Origin of the sequence: Bacillus infantis (assembly GCF_008180445.1) — a bacterium.
Taxonomy (GTDB): Bacteria; Bacillota; Bacilli; order Bacillales; family Cytobacillaceae; genus Bacillus_AB; species Bacillus_AB infantis_B.
Genome location: NZ_VTER01000006.1, coordinates 69593 through 82684, shown reverse-complemented (window position 1 = coordinate 82684; position 13092 = coordinate 69593). Strand labels below are relative to the sequence as shown.

Sequence of the window (13092 nt, the reverse complement as noted above, 5' to 3'; positions counted from 1 at the left end):
TAATTCCTCTCTTTCTGAAAAAAAGGAACTGCCGCAGCAATTCCTTTTTCTTTTTTTAAAGCGTAGCGTTTGTCTTTGGGGTTTCTGAGATCACTGTGGCGGTGTCCAAGTCCTGGTTGTTCCGGTCCTTGATGCTTGCCACGGCAACCAGAGAGATGGCAGCAGTCAGCATAATATAAAGGGCAACCGGGACATAGGAGTTGTCATATGCCTGGAGCAGGGCGGTCGCAATCAGCGGCGCGGTTCCCCCGGCAAGGGCAGCCCCGATTTGGTAGCCCAGGGAAATGCCGGTATAGCGGACATTCGATTTAAAAATCTCAGAGAACATAGTCCCGAGCACAGCCGTTATAGGGGCCCAAATGATACCGAGGCCGAGGACTGTCGCAACGATCAGCATCAGGGACGATCCCTGCTGAAGCATCCAGAAATAAGGGAAAGCATAGAGCATCATTAAGATTGTGCCTCCGACATACAGCTTCTTTCGGCCAATCTTATCAGAAAGGCCGCCCATGATCGGAATCAGGATGGTTGTGACAATCGTGGCAATGGTGACCGCGTTGAGCGTCACTGTCCTCGAAAAGCCGAGCTGGGTGGTCGCATAGGAAACAATGAAGGTTGAAAAAATATAAAAGGGTGCGGTTTCGACTACCTTGGCGCCAACTGCAATCAGTACTTCCCTCCAATGGGTGCGCATTGTTTCGAGGAACGGAACCTTCGCGATTTCGCCTTTTTCCTTGGCTTTCTTGAAAGAAGGTGTCTCATCGATCCCTTTGCGGATCCACAGCCCGAAAATAACGAGCAGGGCGCTAAGGATGAAAGGGACGCGCCAGCCCCATGACATGAAGGCCGCTTCCGGGAGCAGCGACATGATGGATAATGCCAGTGTGCCGAGCAGCATTCCGATCGTCACGCCCATCTGCGGGACGCTGCCGAACAGGCCGCGCTTCTCTTTAGGCGCGTATTCCACTGCAAGCAGGAGCGCTCCGCCCCACTCGCCGCCAAGCCCGATGCCCTGGATCAGGCGAAGGATAATCAAAAGGATTGGCGCTGCCACCCCGATGGAAGCATAAGTAGGCAAAAGCCCCATTAAAACGGTTGATCCCCCCATCAGCGACAATGTCAGGACAAGCGTTTTCTTCCTGCCGATCCTGTCGCCGATATGGGCAAAAATCACACCGCCGAGCGGACGGATGAAAAACGCGAGCGCAAATGAAGCATATGCCAGCAGCAGGCCTACAGCCGGATCCTCACTGTGGAAAATCACCTGATTAAAAACAAGCGCTGCCACCGTCCCGTATAAAAAATAATCAAACCACTCAATCGAACTTCCTATCAAACTCGCAATCAATACCTTATTCGCCAGCTTCTTCTCCATGGGCATCTCTCCTTCTATTTGGTTTTCTCATCAAGCAGCATCTACCATGATCCAGCCTCATTATGTATTGAAATAAATATCAAAATTACCAGCAGGACTTAAAGGGAAAATGCTATACAGACTAGAATATAATCTATACCTGTTGTAAACAAGGGTAAAAAATAATTAATTGTAAATTTTCTGAATTAAATAGATGGGAGAGAGGTGCGGGTAATCGGCTTGCGGTGGCTGATGGGTTATGTATTAGGAGAAGCCTCTATTCTATGCATGACTGTGGAGGGTATGGCCTAGTTATGTATAGATAAACCCCTAATCAATGCATGACTGAGAGGAAGTCAATCGAGTCATGCATAGAAAAACCTCCAATCAATGCATGACTGAGAGGAAAACATTTGAGTCACGCATAAAAAAACCTCTAATCAATGCATAACAGGGTGGAAATCATCCGAGTCATGCATTGAAAGGCCACCAATGGAAGCATGACTAAGGGGGCGGAGAGGAAGTTGGAATCCGCCCTTTCCATTCCGTCATTCTTTTTCCTCCAGATCCTCAATCAGCTTCTTCATCTCCTCAATTTCCCTGCGCTGCGCTTCAATGATATCCTCAGACAGCTTCTTGACTCTCGGATCCGAAATACTGGCGCGTTCACTCGTCAGGATGGCGATGGAGTGGTGGGGGATCATCGCTTTCATCCATGCGGTGTCATCGATGGTCGCCTGGCTGCGGACAAGCCAGAGGGAAACCGCGAATACGAGGGCGCTTCCCGCTAAAATCATATAATTCAGCTGCTTATTTTTGTACATTTTCCACATGAACAGCAGCATGACAATGGCCATGGCCGATCCCATGATCAGCGCCATATACACCCGTGTCTCGCTGTAAAAAATATGATCGAGCTGAAATACATTTAAATACATAAGTCCAAACATAATGACCGTCGAAACGGCGATCATCAATCCAAATCTTGCGTACTGCTTCATTGCGAACCCCTCTTTCTTTATAGTTTCTATAATGCTCGTTCCCTTGCAGCACCCGGAACAAACCAGAAATTCTCAAGGCGGCTAATACCGCAGGCCAGCACAAAAAGCCGGAAGCAGATGCTCCCGGCTTTTCTTTTATTCCATTGTCATTCAAAGATCGTACCACGAAACCTGTCCCCTCATCCTGCTTAAGCCTTCGAATCAACCTGCCTGACAATCTCCTCGCAGATCTGGTGGGTAATAAGCGAGTCTTCGATAGAGGGGTCCGGGGTTTTATTCTGCCGGACTGCGTCGAGGAAATGGCCGATCAGCTGATAGAAGCCGCGTTTGTAGAGGGTGGGCTCCCAGTCGCCGAATTTGGTCACCTGGATGCTTTTGTCATGATAGTGGACCGTTTCGACAAGGGCATTGACCACATACTTATCCTGTCCGGTGCTGTACTCGATGATTTCCTCAGTAACCCCGCCATTGCGGTTCATCATGCCGACTGCCGTGCTGCTTTCCCCGATCAGCTGAACGATGAGGTGGTCCAGCTTGCCGCCTGATCCTTTTGACTGGACAGAAACATCCTTGACCGGCTCATCCATGAGGAAGCGCAGTGTGTCGACCACATGGATGAAGTCCTCCACCACGAATCTCCTCAAAGCGTCAGGGGAGGAGAAGCGGTTCTTCTGCATCAGGATCAGGCTCGCCCTGCCATGCTCCTTCAGTTCCCTAACCCTTGGGATGAAGCGGCGGTTGAAGCCGACCATGGCAATTTTGCCTTTTTCTTCTGCCAGACTGACAATCTTTTCGGTTTCTTCCAAGTTCATGGAAACAGGCTTGTCTATGTAGACATGGATGTTATGCAAAAGCAGTTTTTCTGCGATTTCAAAATGAGCCTCGGTCGCTGTGCTGACAATGGCTGCCTCAGCCCCTGCAGCAATCAGCTCCTCAACAGTGCCGGCCGTTTCCCTGATTCTGTACTTGTCTGCAAGCTGATTGAGCGTCTCCGCATTTCTTGTACAAAGCACAAGCTCAATATTTTCCTGTTCCGACAATACAGGCAGATAAGCCTTTTTAGCAATGTCCCCAAGGCCGATGATGCCAATTTTCATATGCTCACTCCGTTCCAAAAATTTTTATACAAATGAAATGATGCTCCCGCCCTTGCCGGCATAGTGCCATCGTCGCGCCCATATAGTTGACGATGGCACCGGCTCTCAATCCCGGATTTTAAATACTCCGCATCTTTTATATTCCCTGTATGGGAAATACCGAAGACAGTAATGGAAAAAATCGGCCGGATGCTCTCCGATAAGGTCAAAAGGCCGCTGGAAAACCGCTTAGTGCCGCGGACCTTTTCCAGCATTTCAATACCTTTATGCTGGTTATATGATTTGCCGATGTCTCCCTGATTATAGCAATTCCGCCAAAAAAGGTATGGGCAGGTGCCTCAGTTTTTAAAAAATCAAATATTATGTGATCAATAATAGTGTATATCGCATAGTATGTAGTATACTGTATGACATATAGCAAACTACCCAGAAATACATGAGATTAATGAGGTGAAGCTGATGGATTCATTGCTGAACAGTTTAATGACGGAATTGCGGAGGGGGACATTGACGCTTGCTGTGCTCAGCCAGCTGGACACGCCGCAATATGGCTATTCACTCGTGCAGAGGCTGGAGGCAGGCGGCATTTCAATTGAGCAGAGTACATTGTATCCACTTCTCAGGCGTCTGGAAAAGCAGGAGCTTGTTACAAGCAGCTGGGATACGAGCGAAAGCAGGCCGCGGCGCTACTATGTGCTGAGCGATTACGGGACAGAGGTTTACAAAGAGCTGAAAAAAGAGTGGGAGCGGAGCACACAGGAACTTCGCGGCCTGCTGAAAGGGGATGGAAAGGATGAACCTGATTGAGCTTTACATTCAAGAGGTGGTGCGCCGCCTTCCGGAAGGGAAGCGGGAGGATATTGGACTTGAGCTTCGTTCGGCAATCGAGGATATGCTTCCGGATGATTATGAGGAGAAAGATATAAAAGAGGTGCTCACGAAGCTGGGCAGCCCGGCCAGGCTCGCGGCCAATTATATGGACCGGCCGATGCATCTGATCGGGCCCCGGTATTTCGATGTTTACGTGCATCTCAACAAGCTGATTCTGCCCATCGCAGCTGTTATCGCATTCCTTGCAAATGCAGCCGTCGAAATCATGGCCCGGAACACTGGCGAATCTGCGCTTGATATTATTCTCGCTGTTTTTGGAGCAGGCATTTGGGGGATGCTCGGCGCCGGCATTCAGACAGTTTTCTGGCTGACACTGGTGTTTGCCGTCATCGAAAGGACTGACAAAGGAAACAATCAGGAGCCGGTAACAGACAGCCTGCAAAAATGGACCCCGGACGACCTGAAAGATGTGCCGCAGATCAGCAGGGAAAAAAGGATTCCAAAGCATGAGCCGATCGCGGGACTGATCATAACCATTATTTTCGCTGCTTCCTACTTTAATGCCGATAAAATCATTGGATTATATGAACAAGGCAGTGCCGGATTGGAATTCAGGATACCGGTTTTCCAGCAGGACATCCTGAATTCCTATTGGCCAATTGTAATGGCTGCCGTCATTCTGGAGCTCATATTAATTTTGCTTAAATGGATGAAGGGACAGTGGACGAAGGGGCTGGCGATCCTGACAGCTGCCTCACAGGCCATATCATTAGCAGCTTTTATCCTCATCTTCAGCAATTCCTCTGTTTGGAACAAGGACTTTACCGGTTATATGGATGAACTCTTCCATGCTTCGCTCCGCCTTGAACACTGGGTTCTCTGGGGCGGCATTGTCTCCATCATTGTCTTTGGTGCGATAGAGGTGTACCACGCCTTCAGAAAATCCCGGATCCGCTGAAAAAGAAAAGCCCGCCATAAAAGGCGGGTTTATTGCTGTATCGGAATATCGCTCATCAAGGCATGTGTATTTCCTTCAGTATCCTGGAAAAACGCCATCCATGTCTCGGTATCTCCCATTTTGGCGACCATATGCGGATCGCCTGAGAAGCCTGCTCCTTTTTCAGCGAGCTCCCTGCAGGATTTGCGGATATCCTCCACCTGGAAATAAAGGACAGAGCTTGGATGGGCAAACTCTTCCTTTTCCGGCAGGCTCAGCATCAGGCGCTGTCCGCCGCATTCAAAGAATGCCATTGTCTCCATGCTGAATAAGAGCGGAAGCCCCAGTACATCCCGGTAAAACGGGACTGCTCTTTCCATATCTTTGACCGGGATGCCGATCTGGCTGATTTTCTGGATTTCCTGCATTTGTATCACTCCTTAATTATTCTTCTTCTCCAGCATAGTCGAAAAACCTGTCTCATTCTTGTCCAATCTCACCTTTTTCCGGTGCTGGAGGGGGGATAACCCTGTATGCTTCCTGAACATTTTGCTGAAGGAGGAGGGGGTCTGAAAGCCCACTGCAAAGCTGATATCCGTCATATTCCACTCCTCATTTTCCAGCATCTCCTTTGCCTTTCTGACCCTGAGCTCTGCCAGATGCTGATGGGGTGTCCTGCCGAAGAATCCTGTATAAGTCCTGAGCAGATGATTAGGAGAAAGACAGGCGATTTTTGAAAGTTCATCTAATGTAACCGGGCTTGCATAGCAGGCCCTTATATATTCATAGGCTGTCATCAGGCGCTTATAAAGTTCCTCTCGGGTTGAACGCTTCTCGGCTCCGATAGCTGAGGCTTCCCTTCTTGCATATGACTGTTCAAGGAGAATCTCCTGCATAAGCGGATAAAAAAGCTCTTCATAGGCAGCGGGATCTTCCGAAAGCAGATGCGCTTCCTGCAATCCCGCAAGCCGGCCGCTCAAACCCTCTCCGGGCTGGTATGTCCTTTCAAAGAATCCTTCATCACAGGCAGGGCGGAAGGGGTCGCTGAGAAGCCTGTCAGGATCCGCTTTGAGCGACTGCAGCACCTCCCCTGCGAACCCGTCCCGGAAAAATACACAAAATGACTCGACCGGGTGTGCCTCCTCAATGGAAAGGGCATAATCTCCCTCATTCAAAAGCAGATAGCGTCCTTCCTCCACAGCATAAGTTCCAGGACCTTTTTTATACCGGGCACGGCCGTTCCGAAAGGTTTTGACCGACAGCTGGCCGCCTCCTTCCCAGTAAAATTCATTGCTCCTGGCTTGGAGCACATAATTTGATGCAGGATGCTTATTCATTCTTCTCACCTGTACGTTTTTCCCAGAATTTGAATAATTCTATTATAGCGCAGACTTCCTCCAGAAGATCTTTTATTCACAGAAATCCTGTCTTGAATTCTGAAAATTATACCACCTTTTGAAAAGAGGCGTTATAATATTCCTATTCGCTAAAGCATGGCTTTGGCTTCGGTCATTGTTCCTATCAATCTACCATTTTAAAAAGAGGGTTGTCTGCCATGAGCAAATGGTCAGTGTTTGCCTATACATCTCTAAGCTTCTTTTTTGTGATCAGCTGTACGATGGCTGTTTTCTATGGTTATAAAGTGATTGCCCATCATGTTCCCCAGGAACCCGGCAAGCTTGAGGATTACCGCTATCACTTTGTGCTTGTGCCGGAGGAATTGGATAATGAGTACTGGAGGCTTGTTGAAAAAGGGGCCAGGAAGGCTGCGGAGGAAGCGGGTGTTGTCCTCGAGTATGCCGGGCCGAATCAGGCCAGCATTGACGAACATCTGGAAACCATTGAAAAGGCAGCAGCCTCTAAGGTTGATGGCATCATCACGCAGGGCCTGAGCGATGAACAGTTCACGCCCCTCATCAATAAAGTGGTCGGGAAAACCCCTGTTATCACCATTGATACAGATGCAGCCAACAGTGAGCGCGTTGCCTATATCGGCACGGATAATTATTATGCCGGCTATCTGGCCGGAAGGGCGCTTGTCAAGGATCTGAACGGAAAGGCTGAAGTGGCCATCATCACGGGCAATTTCTATGCAAACCACCAGATCCAGCGGGTAAACGGCTTCAAGGCTGCAGTCGGAAGCGAAAAAAACATCCGCATCATTGATGTGGAAGAATCCGAGATCAGCAGAGTAAAGGCAGCCGAAAAAGCGTATCAGATCTTAAAAGAGCATCCGAATGTAACCGCTTTCTATGGAACAAGTGCCCTTGATGCCATCGGGATCGCCCAGGTGGTGGAAATGATGCAGAGGCAGGGGGATATATATGTCATGGGCTTCGACACGCTTCCTGAAACCCTTGACTATATGAAGAATGGAACCATCCAGGGAACAGTTGTGCAGGAGCCGTTCGAGATGGGCTATAAGTCTGTCCGGATGATGATAGACCTGCTCGAAGGCAGGGAGGTTCCGCCTCTTGTCCATACCGATACAAAGATTCTGAGAAAAGCAGACCTGCCGATCAGCAATCAGGAACAAATCAGGGAGGTCCACTAATATGCTGTTCCGGATAAGGTCAAAGCTGCTCTTATATTTTATTGTCCTCGTCGCCCTCCTGACTTCTGTCGGCCTGTTTTTCTATAAAGCCAGCGAAAAACTGGTCACTGAGTATGACAACAGCTTTGAGAGATTTCTGCTTCTTAACGATATCTCCCAGCGGACCGATTTGGTGACCGAGAAGCTGAAGGCCTATATCACAGATAAGGACCATTCCTATCTGCTCCAATATGAGCAGGAAAAGACGAAGCTTGTAGATGACCAGAAAAGGCTCTATGAGATTATGGATACCAGCGATATGACGCTCGTTAACTATAAAAACATGATCGACAGCTTTCTGGAGGAAACAGATGCCTCGCTCGAAGCCTTCCAGCGGGATGAAATCAACACGTACTCGGGCCATCTGAATGAGGTGCTTAAGATCGGCGGTTTTCTCCAGGAAAATACGCTTGCCCTGCTGAACAATAAATTGACCGACTACCGCTCCTTCTACAGACAGATGGAGCAGCAGAACCATTATTATAAAATGCTTTCCCTGTCCCTCTTTGCCGCCGCCTTCTTTCTAAGCACGCTGCTGGCCTTCTGGATATCAGGAGGGATCACCAAGCCAATTTCCAAGCTTTCAGAGGCGGCGAGGCAGATTGCAAAAGGGAATCTGGACGGCGAGGAAATCAAAGTGGCGGCCAAGGATGAACTGAAGCTGCTGACAGATACCTTCAATCAGATGAGGAAAAACCTCAGGACACTGGTCATCGAAATCAAGCAGAAGTCAGAATTGGACAAACTGCTGAAGGAGCTGGAGCTTAGGAGTCTCCAGAATCAGATCAATCCGCATTTTCTGTTCAATACACTGAATACGATATCTAAAATGGCATATCTGGAGGACGCAGAGGAAACCTCGCGCCTCATTGAATCCGTCGGGGCCCTCCTTCGCTACAACCTGGGGGATCTGGACAAAGCTTCGACTCTCCGGGAAGAGGTCAGGGTGGTTAAGGAGTATTTTTATATCCAGCAGACACGCTTTGGAGACCGCATCCGCTTTGAGACTGACATTGAGGAAGACTGCCTGGACGTTGAAATACCGGGACTGACACTGCAGCCTTTAATTGAAAATGCCTTCATACACGGGGTGGAAGAGTACGAAGAAAATGGCATTATCCGCCTGGACATCAACCGCAAAGGTGAGGAGATTCTTGTAGAAGTGAGCGATAACGGCCCCGGGATGGACCCGCAGGCAAAAAGAAGGCTGCTGGCCTATGCAGAGGGGCTGGAGGAAGCTATGCCTAAGGAACAGCCAAGCGGGCATTCGACAGGCATCGGAGTCAGGAATGTCATGAAGAGGCTGCAGCTGTTTTATCAGAAAAAGAATGTCGTGGAGATCGAATCAGGGCCGGGGAAGGGAACAACTTTCAGGCTGGTGATCCCAGCCATGGCAAAAGGGGGAGAAAAGCTTGCTCAAAGTACTGGTCGTTGATGATGAGGTATTGGAGAGAAAGGCCGTAGCCAAAATGATCCGCAGCTCATTCAATCATGCCGAAGTGGTAGGGGAAGCAGCCAATGGACGGATTGCGATTGAAATGGCAGCAAAGCATGAGCCGGATATTATATTTATGGACATTAAGATGCCGGGCGTAGACGGAATCGAGGCTGTCCGGGAAATCCGGAAAATCAGGCCGGAAACAAGATTCATCATGGTTTCGGCTTTTGATACCTTCGAATATGCCAAGAAAGTGATGCAGCAGGGGGTAAAGCAATATATCCTGAAGCCGAGCTCAAAGGCGGACATTACCGCAGCCTTTGAAAGCGCGGCCGGTGAAATCATGGAAGAGCGCCGGAAAAGGGAAGAAGAGCGTAGCCTGAAGGAAAACCTTGTAAAAGCAGTGTCCATTGCCCAAAAAGAGTGGGTCGCTTCCCTTATGATGAACCAGGTGCAGGACATCACCTTTGAAAGCTGGGGCAGGCTATTGGGCAAGGAGATCCTCTCAGGCTATATCATGCTGTTCAGCTGCCAGCCGAAGCCTGGCGGGGAAGTTTCAGAGGACCGGAGAAAAGAGTGGTACAGCTGGCTGAAAGAAACACTCGCCAGCCTGCCTGAGCATCAGGAGGCAATGGTCGGGCCGCTCGTTGAAGATCAGGTCCCTGTATTATTCCTTTGCCAAAAACCGGCTGAAAAACTGCATTTCAAATCCAAGTCCCAAACCGTGCTGGATGCCCTCCTTGCCAGATTCTCGAAAAAATTCGGAGAAGCGGAATTAAAAGCAGGAATCGGCCATCCGTACGAGGACGCACAGGAACTGACTAAATCCTACCACGAAAGCGCTTTGGCCCTTCAGAAGCTCAAGCAGCTGCCCGGACGGTCTTATTTATTCGGGGAAAAGCAGGGGAAAACTGTTGCAGGGAGCCCGCCGCCTGGCTATAACGCAGAAAAAGAGCTGCTGGAAGCAGTGCGCCAGGCGGATGTGAATCATGTCCTGTCCGCCTTCGACCGCTTTATGGGCAGCCATGCTGAGGAAGCCCAGGAAACAGCATACATCCGCCGGTCTCTTCAAGAGCTGTTTGTGCTGGTATCAAGAATGCTCTATGAACTTGGCATTGATTACAGGCAGGTGCCCGAGCTCAGCGATTATCAGGACAGCGCGGTCCTGTTTGAGCAGGGCAAGAATCATCTCCTCCGCATAGTCCGGCATGTACAGGCATGGCGGAACAGCCATGCCAAAGATATGCTCTACAAAGCAAAGGAATATATCGAAGCCCACTATGCAGACGCGCTTACCCTCGAGTCGGCCGCTGAATATGTAGACTTGAGCCCATTCTATTTTTCCAAGCTGTTCAAAGACCGCTTCGGGATGACCTTCATCGATTTCGTCACCGACGTCCGGATCAGGAAGGCAAAGCATTTCCTCAAGGAAGGCTCCCTCAGCCTGAAGGAAATCTGCTACAGCATCGGCTACAAAGATCCCAACTACTTCAGCCGCGTCTTCAAAAAGCACACCGGCCTATCGCCAACCGAATACCGCAAGGAAAGCTGAAGGACTCCATATGAGGGGTCCTTTTCTGCTGGAAAAAGTGAGTTTAGTACTAGTTCTATTTTTTAAATGGGGATGGTGATTTCCGTTCCAGGCACTTCGCTTTCCGCGGGGCGGCGCTGAGCCTCCTCGTCGTCCCTCCTGCGGGGTCTCAGCTCTGCCGCTGCAATCCCGCAGGAGTCTACGTGCCTTGCACTCCAATCACCAGGTTTCTAAAATTAATTGGGTAGTTACCCTCCTAATTAGGTCATACAAGTAGACTCTTTTCGCATAGATTGTTGCTATCTTGCCATCCTTATAAGATGTGATAAGATACTCTTTCAGAAAACAGTTTCTTCCCCGTCCAGTCATAAAAGAGCAGCCTCTTTTCGCACCTGAATGAGAGAATCATTGAGGTTGAAAGATAAGCGGAGGAATTCCCTCTAATTTCAAAAAAACTCTAACAATAGCTCAAATAGGCGGAGAAATTCCGTCTATTGATTCAAAAAACAGGAAAATGGGCAACTTCGTTCCTCTTAACCGGAATTCCTCCGCTTATTTACACCCATCCATGCCATATTCAGCAGCTTAACCGGAAATTCGAGACTGTCGATTAATTCAAGCAAATCTAGTTTTTCACATACTTTTCTATACTTTAAAAATTCCTCATCACTTCACTCCATATGTTCGGTAAAATAATGATATATCTTACGTATGGAGTGATCATGATGGCTCACGTTCAATATAAAACATTTGGTCAGCTAACTTTATCAGATTATGAAGTTTTCTCTTCGGTTCCTGATCATCCATTCTGGAGCCGGGTCGAACAGGTGGTTGACTTTTCCTTTGCCGATCAACTCTGTGCACCCCTATATTCCACAAAGGGACAGCGCCCTTATGCTCCCTCCTTAAAATTAAAAATCCATTTTGTGCAANTACGTATGGAGTGATCATGATGGCTCACGTTCAATATAAAACATTTGGTCAGCTAACTTTATCAGATTATGAAGTTTTCTCTTCGGTTCCTGATCATCCATTCTGGAGCCGGGTCGAACAGGTGGTTGACTTTTCCTTTGCCGATCAACTCTGTGCACCCCTATATTCCACAAAGGGACAGCGCCCTTATGCTCCCTCCTTAAAATTAAAAATCCATTTTGTGCAACGCTATCACAATTACTCTGACCGTGAAATGGAAGAGGCCGTTCTTTATCATCTACATTTAAAACGTTTTTTGGGAGTGCCCGTTTCTTTCAATGGTTTCGATCATAGCACCTTGGGTCTCGATCGGGGCCGCATGGGTTCTGAGCTTTTTGATGCGTGTCATCACCATATCCTTTCCCAGGCTTTGGCGAAAGGGCTATGGGGAAAGGATGATGACCGCTGGCTTATCGATTCCTTCCATACTTACGCCAATATTGCGAAGGTGGGCTCCTACCGTCTAATCCAACAGGGAATCCTCCAGATCATCCATCACATCAAACGGACATATCCGAAGTTRTATACCCWTCTTTCCCAGGACTGTCCCCTCAAAAGCATCCTGAAACGGCTCTCCGACCAGGCGCCTGAAGAGGATCGGCTGGTATTATTCAGCCGCCTGGCAGTGGAAGGCTACAGCCTGTTGCATTGGCTGGAAAGTGAGAGGGTGAAGCCTTTATTCTGGGCATGGGAGAACGATAAACAACAGCTTCGCTGTTTAGAAYTTCAAGGAATTCTTTATCAGATCCTGMAAGAGAACACCAAACCGGTTGAGCCTGRCGATGCTGGACAAGCACAACTTACATTCAAGGAATTACCCAAAAAAGAAAAACCGGCGGATCGCATCCGGAGCGCCTATGACCCGGAAATCAGGGGCGGGCACAAAACGAAGTCCGTGAAGTTTACTGGAGATAAAATACAGGTCCTGGAGTCGAGGCAGAATGGATTAATCCTGAATACCGAACCCATTCCGGGTAACGAATGGGATGGAGACCGTCTTGTCCCCATGGTGGAGGAAATGGTCAGCCGCTACAGTATATTGCCGAAGCAAGTTATCGGGGATACGGCTTATGGCACAGGAGAGAATCGCCAGAAAATAACAAAGATGCAGATTCTAATGAGTGCTCCCATANCGATGCTGGACAAGCACAACTTACATTCAAGGAATTACCCAAAAAAGAAAAACCGGCGGATCGCATCCGGAGCGCCTATGACCCGGAAATCAGGGGCGGGCACAAAACGAAGTCCGTGAAGTTTACTGGAGATAAAATACAGGTCCTGGAGTCGAGGCAGAATGGATTAATCCTGAATACCGAACCCATTCCGGGTAACGAATGG

General features: G+C 48.8%; 12 protein-coding genes. 7 read left to right on the top strand and 5 right to left on the bottom strand.

The window, feature by feature from the left end:
• Positions 1-55: 55 nt before the first annotated feature.
• From FZD51_RS11665 to FZD51_RS11655, 3 genes are all read right to left on the bottom strand, one after another.
• The gene (locus tag FZD51_RS11665; RefSeq protein ID WP_148974940.1) at positions 56-1375 is read right to left on the bottom strand and encodes an MFS transporter; all 1320 of its coding nucleotides are present in this window, start codon (positions 1373-1375) and stop codon (positions 56-58) included.
• 527 nt (positions 1376-1902) lie between these two features.
• Positions 1903-2355 (bottom strand): DUF305 domain-containing protein, encoded by a 453-nt coding sequence (locus FZD51_RS11660; RefSeq protein ID WP_148974939.1) that lies wholly within the window; start codon positions 2353-2355, stop codon positions 1903-1905.
• 188 nt (positions 2356-2543) lie between these two features.
• Positions 2544-3452 (bottom strand): Gfo/Idh/MocA family protein, encoded by a 909-nt coding sequence (locus FZD51_RS11655; protein WP_148974938.1) that lies wholly within the window; start codon positions 3450-3452, stop codon positions 2544-2546.
• 459 nt (positions 3453-3911) lie between these two features.
• Here FZD51_RS11655 and FZD51_RS11650 point away from each other — a divergent pair, with 459 nt between their 5' ends.
• Entirely contained in the window at positions 3912-4259 is a 348-nt protein-coding gene (locus FZD51_RS11650) for a PadR family transcriptional regulator (RefSeq protein ID WP_148974937.1), read from the top strand.
• Positions 4246-5241 (top strand): HAAS signaling domain-containing protein, encoded by a 996-nt coding sequence (locus FZD51_RS11645; RefSeq protein WP_187445724.1) that lies wholly within the window; start codon positions 4246-4248, stop codon positions 5239-5241. The genes FZD51_RS11650 and FZD51_RS11645 overlap by 14 nt, the downstream gene beginning before the upstream one ends.
• Positions 5242-5270: 29 nt before the next feature.
• Here FZD51_RS11645 and FZD51_RS11640 read toward each other — a convergent pair whose 3' ends face one another.
• Together FZD51_RS11640 and FZD51_RS11635 are read right to left on the bottom strand one after the other, a co-directional pair.
• A complete protein-coding gene (locus FZD51_RS11640; protein WP_148974935.1) occupies positions 5271-5648 on the bottom strand; it encodes a VOC family protein in 378 nt (125 codons plus the stop codon).
• A 12-nt stretch (positions 5649-5660) separates the two neighbouring features.
• Complete coding sequence (locus tag FZD51_RS11635) at positions 5661-6557, bottom strand: AraC family transcriptional regulator (RefSeq protein WP_148974934.1); 897 nt, start codon at positions 6555-6557, stop codon at positions 5661-5663.
• 218 nt (positions 6558-6775) lie between these two features.
• On the opposite strand from FZD51_RS11635, the gene FZD51_RS11630 reads away from it, so the two are divergent.
• The 5 genes from FZD51_RS11630 (at position 6776) to FZD51_RS11615 (ending at position 13006) form a co-directional block, all read left to right on the top strand.
• Positions 6776-7774, top strand: a complete 999-nt coding sequence (locus tag FZD51_RS11630) for a sugar-binding protein (protein ID WP_148974933.1) — start codon at positions 6776-6778, stop codon at positions 7772-7774.
• Position 7775: 1 nt separating this feature from the next.
• Positions 7776-9248, top strand: a complete 1473-nt coding sequence (locus tag FZD51_RS11625) for a sensor histidine kinase (protein WP_148974932.1) — start codon at positions 7776-7778, stop codon at positions 9246-9248.
• Positions 9226-10803, top strand: coding sequence for a response regulator (locus FZD51_RS11620; RefSeq protein ID WP_148974931.1), 1578 nt, complete (start codon positions 9226-9228; stop codon positions 10801-10803). The genes FZD51_RS11625 and FZD51_RS11620 overlap by 23 nt, the downstream gene beginning before the upstream one ends.
• 659 nt (positions 10804-11462) lie before the next feature.
• Positions 11463-11729, top strand: coding sequence for a transposase (locus tag FZD51_RS26940; protein WP_478209720.1), 267 nt, complete (start codon positions 11463-11465; stop codon positions 11727-11729).
• 2 nt (positions 11730-11731) lie between these two features.
• Positions 11732-13006, top strand: coding sequence for a transposase (locus tag FZD51_RS11615; RefSeq protein WP_148974930.1), 1275 nt, complete (start codon positions 11732-11734; stop codon positions 13004-13006).
• The last annotated feature ends 86 nt before the right edge of the window (positions 13007-13092 follow it).

What these genes read in the sequence shown, in the direction of transcription:
- FZD51_RS11665 (WP_148974940.1), bottom strand. Translation starts at nt 1,375, where the DNA reads ATGGAGAAGAAGCTGGCGAATAAGGTATTGATTGCGAGTTTGATAGGA.
- FZD51_RS11660 (WP_148974939.1), bottom strand. Translation starts at nt 2,355, where the DNA reads ATGAAGCAGTACGCAAGATTTGGATTGATGATCGCCGTTTCGACGGTC.
- FZD51_RS11655 (WP_148974938.1), bottom strand. Translation starts at nt 3,452, where the DNA reads ATGAAAATTGGCATCATCGGCCTTGGGGACATTGCTAAAAAGGCTTAT.
- FZD51_RS11650 (WP_148974937.1), top strand. Translation starts at nt 3,912, where the DNA reads ATGGATTCATTGCTGAACAGTTTAATGACGGAATTGCGGAGGGGGACA.
- FZD51_RS11645 (WP_187445724.1), top strand. Translation starts at nt 4,246, where the DNA reads ATGAACCTGATTGAGCTTTACATTCAAGAGGTGGTGCGCCGCCTTCCG.
- FZD51_RS11640 (WP_148974935.1), bottom strand. Translation starts at nt 5,648, where the DNA reads ATGCAGGAAATCCAGAAAATCAGCCAGATCGGCATCCCGGTCAAAGAT.
- FZD51_RS11635 (WP_148974934.1), bottom strand. Translation starts at nt 6,557, where the DNA reads ATGAATAAGCATCCTGCATCAAATTATGTGCTCCAAGCCAGGAGCAAT.
- FZD51_RS11630 (WP_148974933.1), top strand. Translation starts at nt 6,776, where the DNA reads ATGAGCAAATGGTCAGTGTTTGCCTATACATCTCTAAGCTTCTTTTTT.
- FZD51_RS11625 (WP_148974932.1), top strand. Translation starts at nt 7,776, where the DNA reads ATGCTGTTCCGGATAAGGTCAAAGCTGCTCTTATATTTTATTGTCCTC.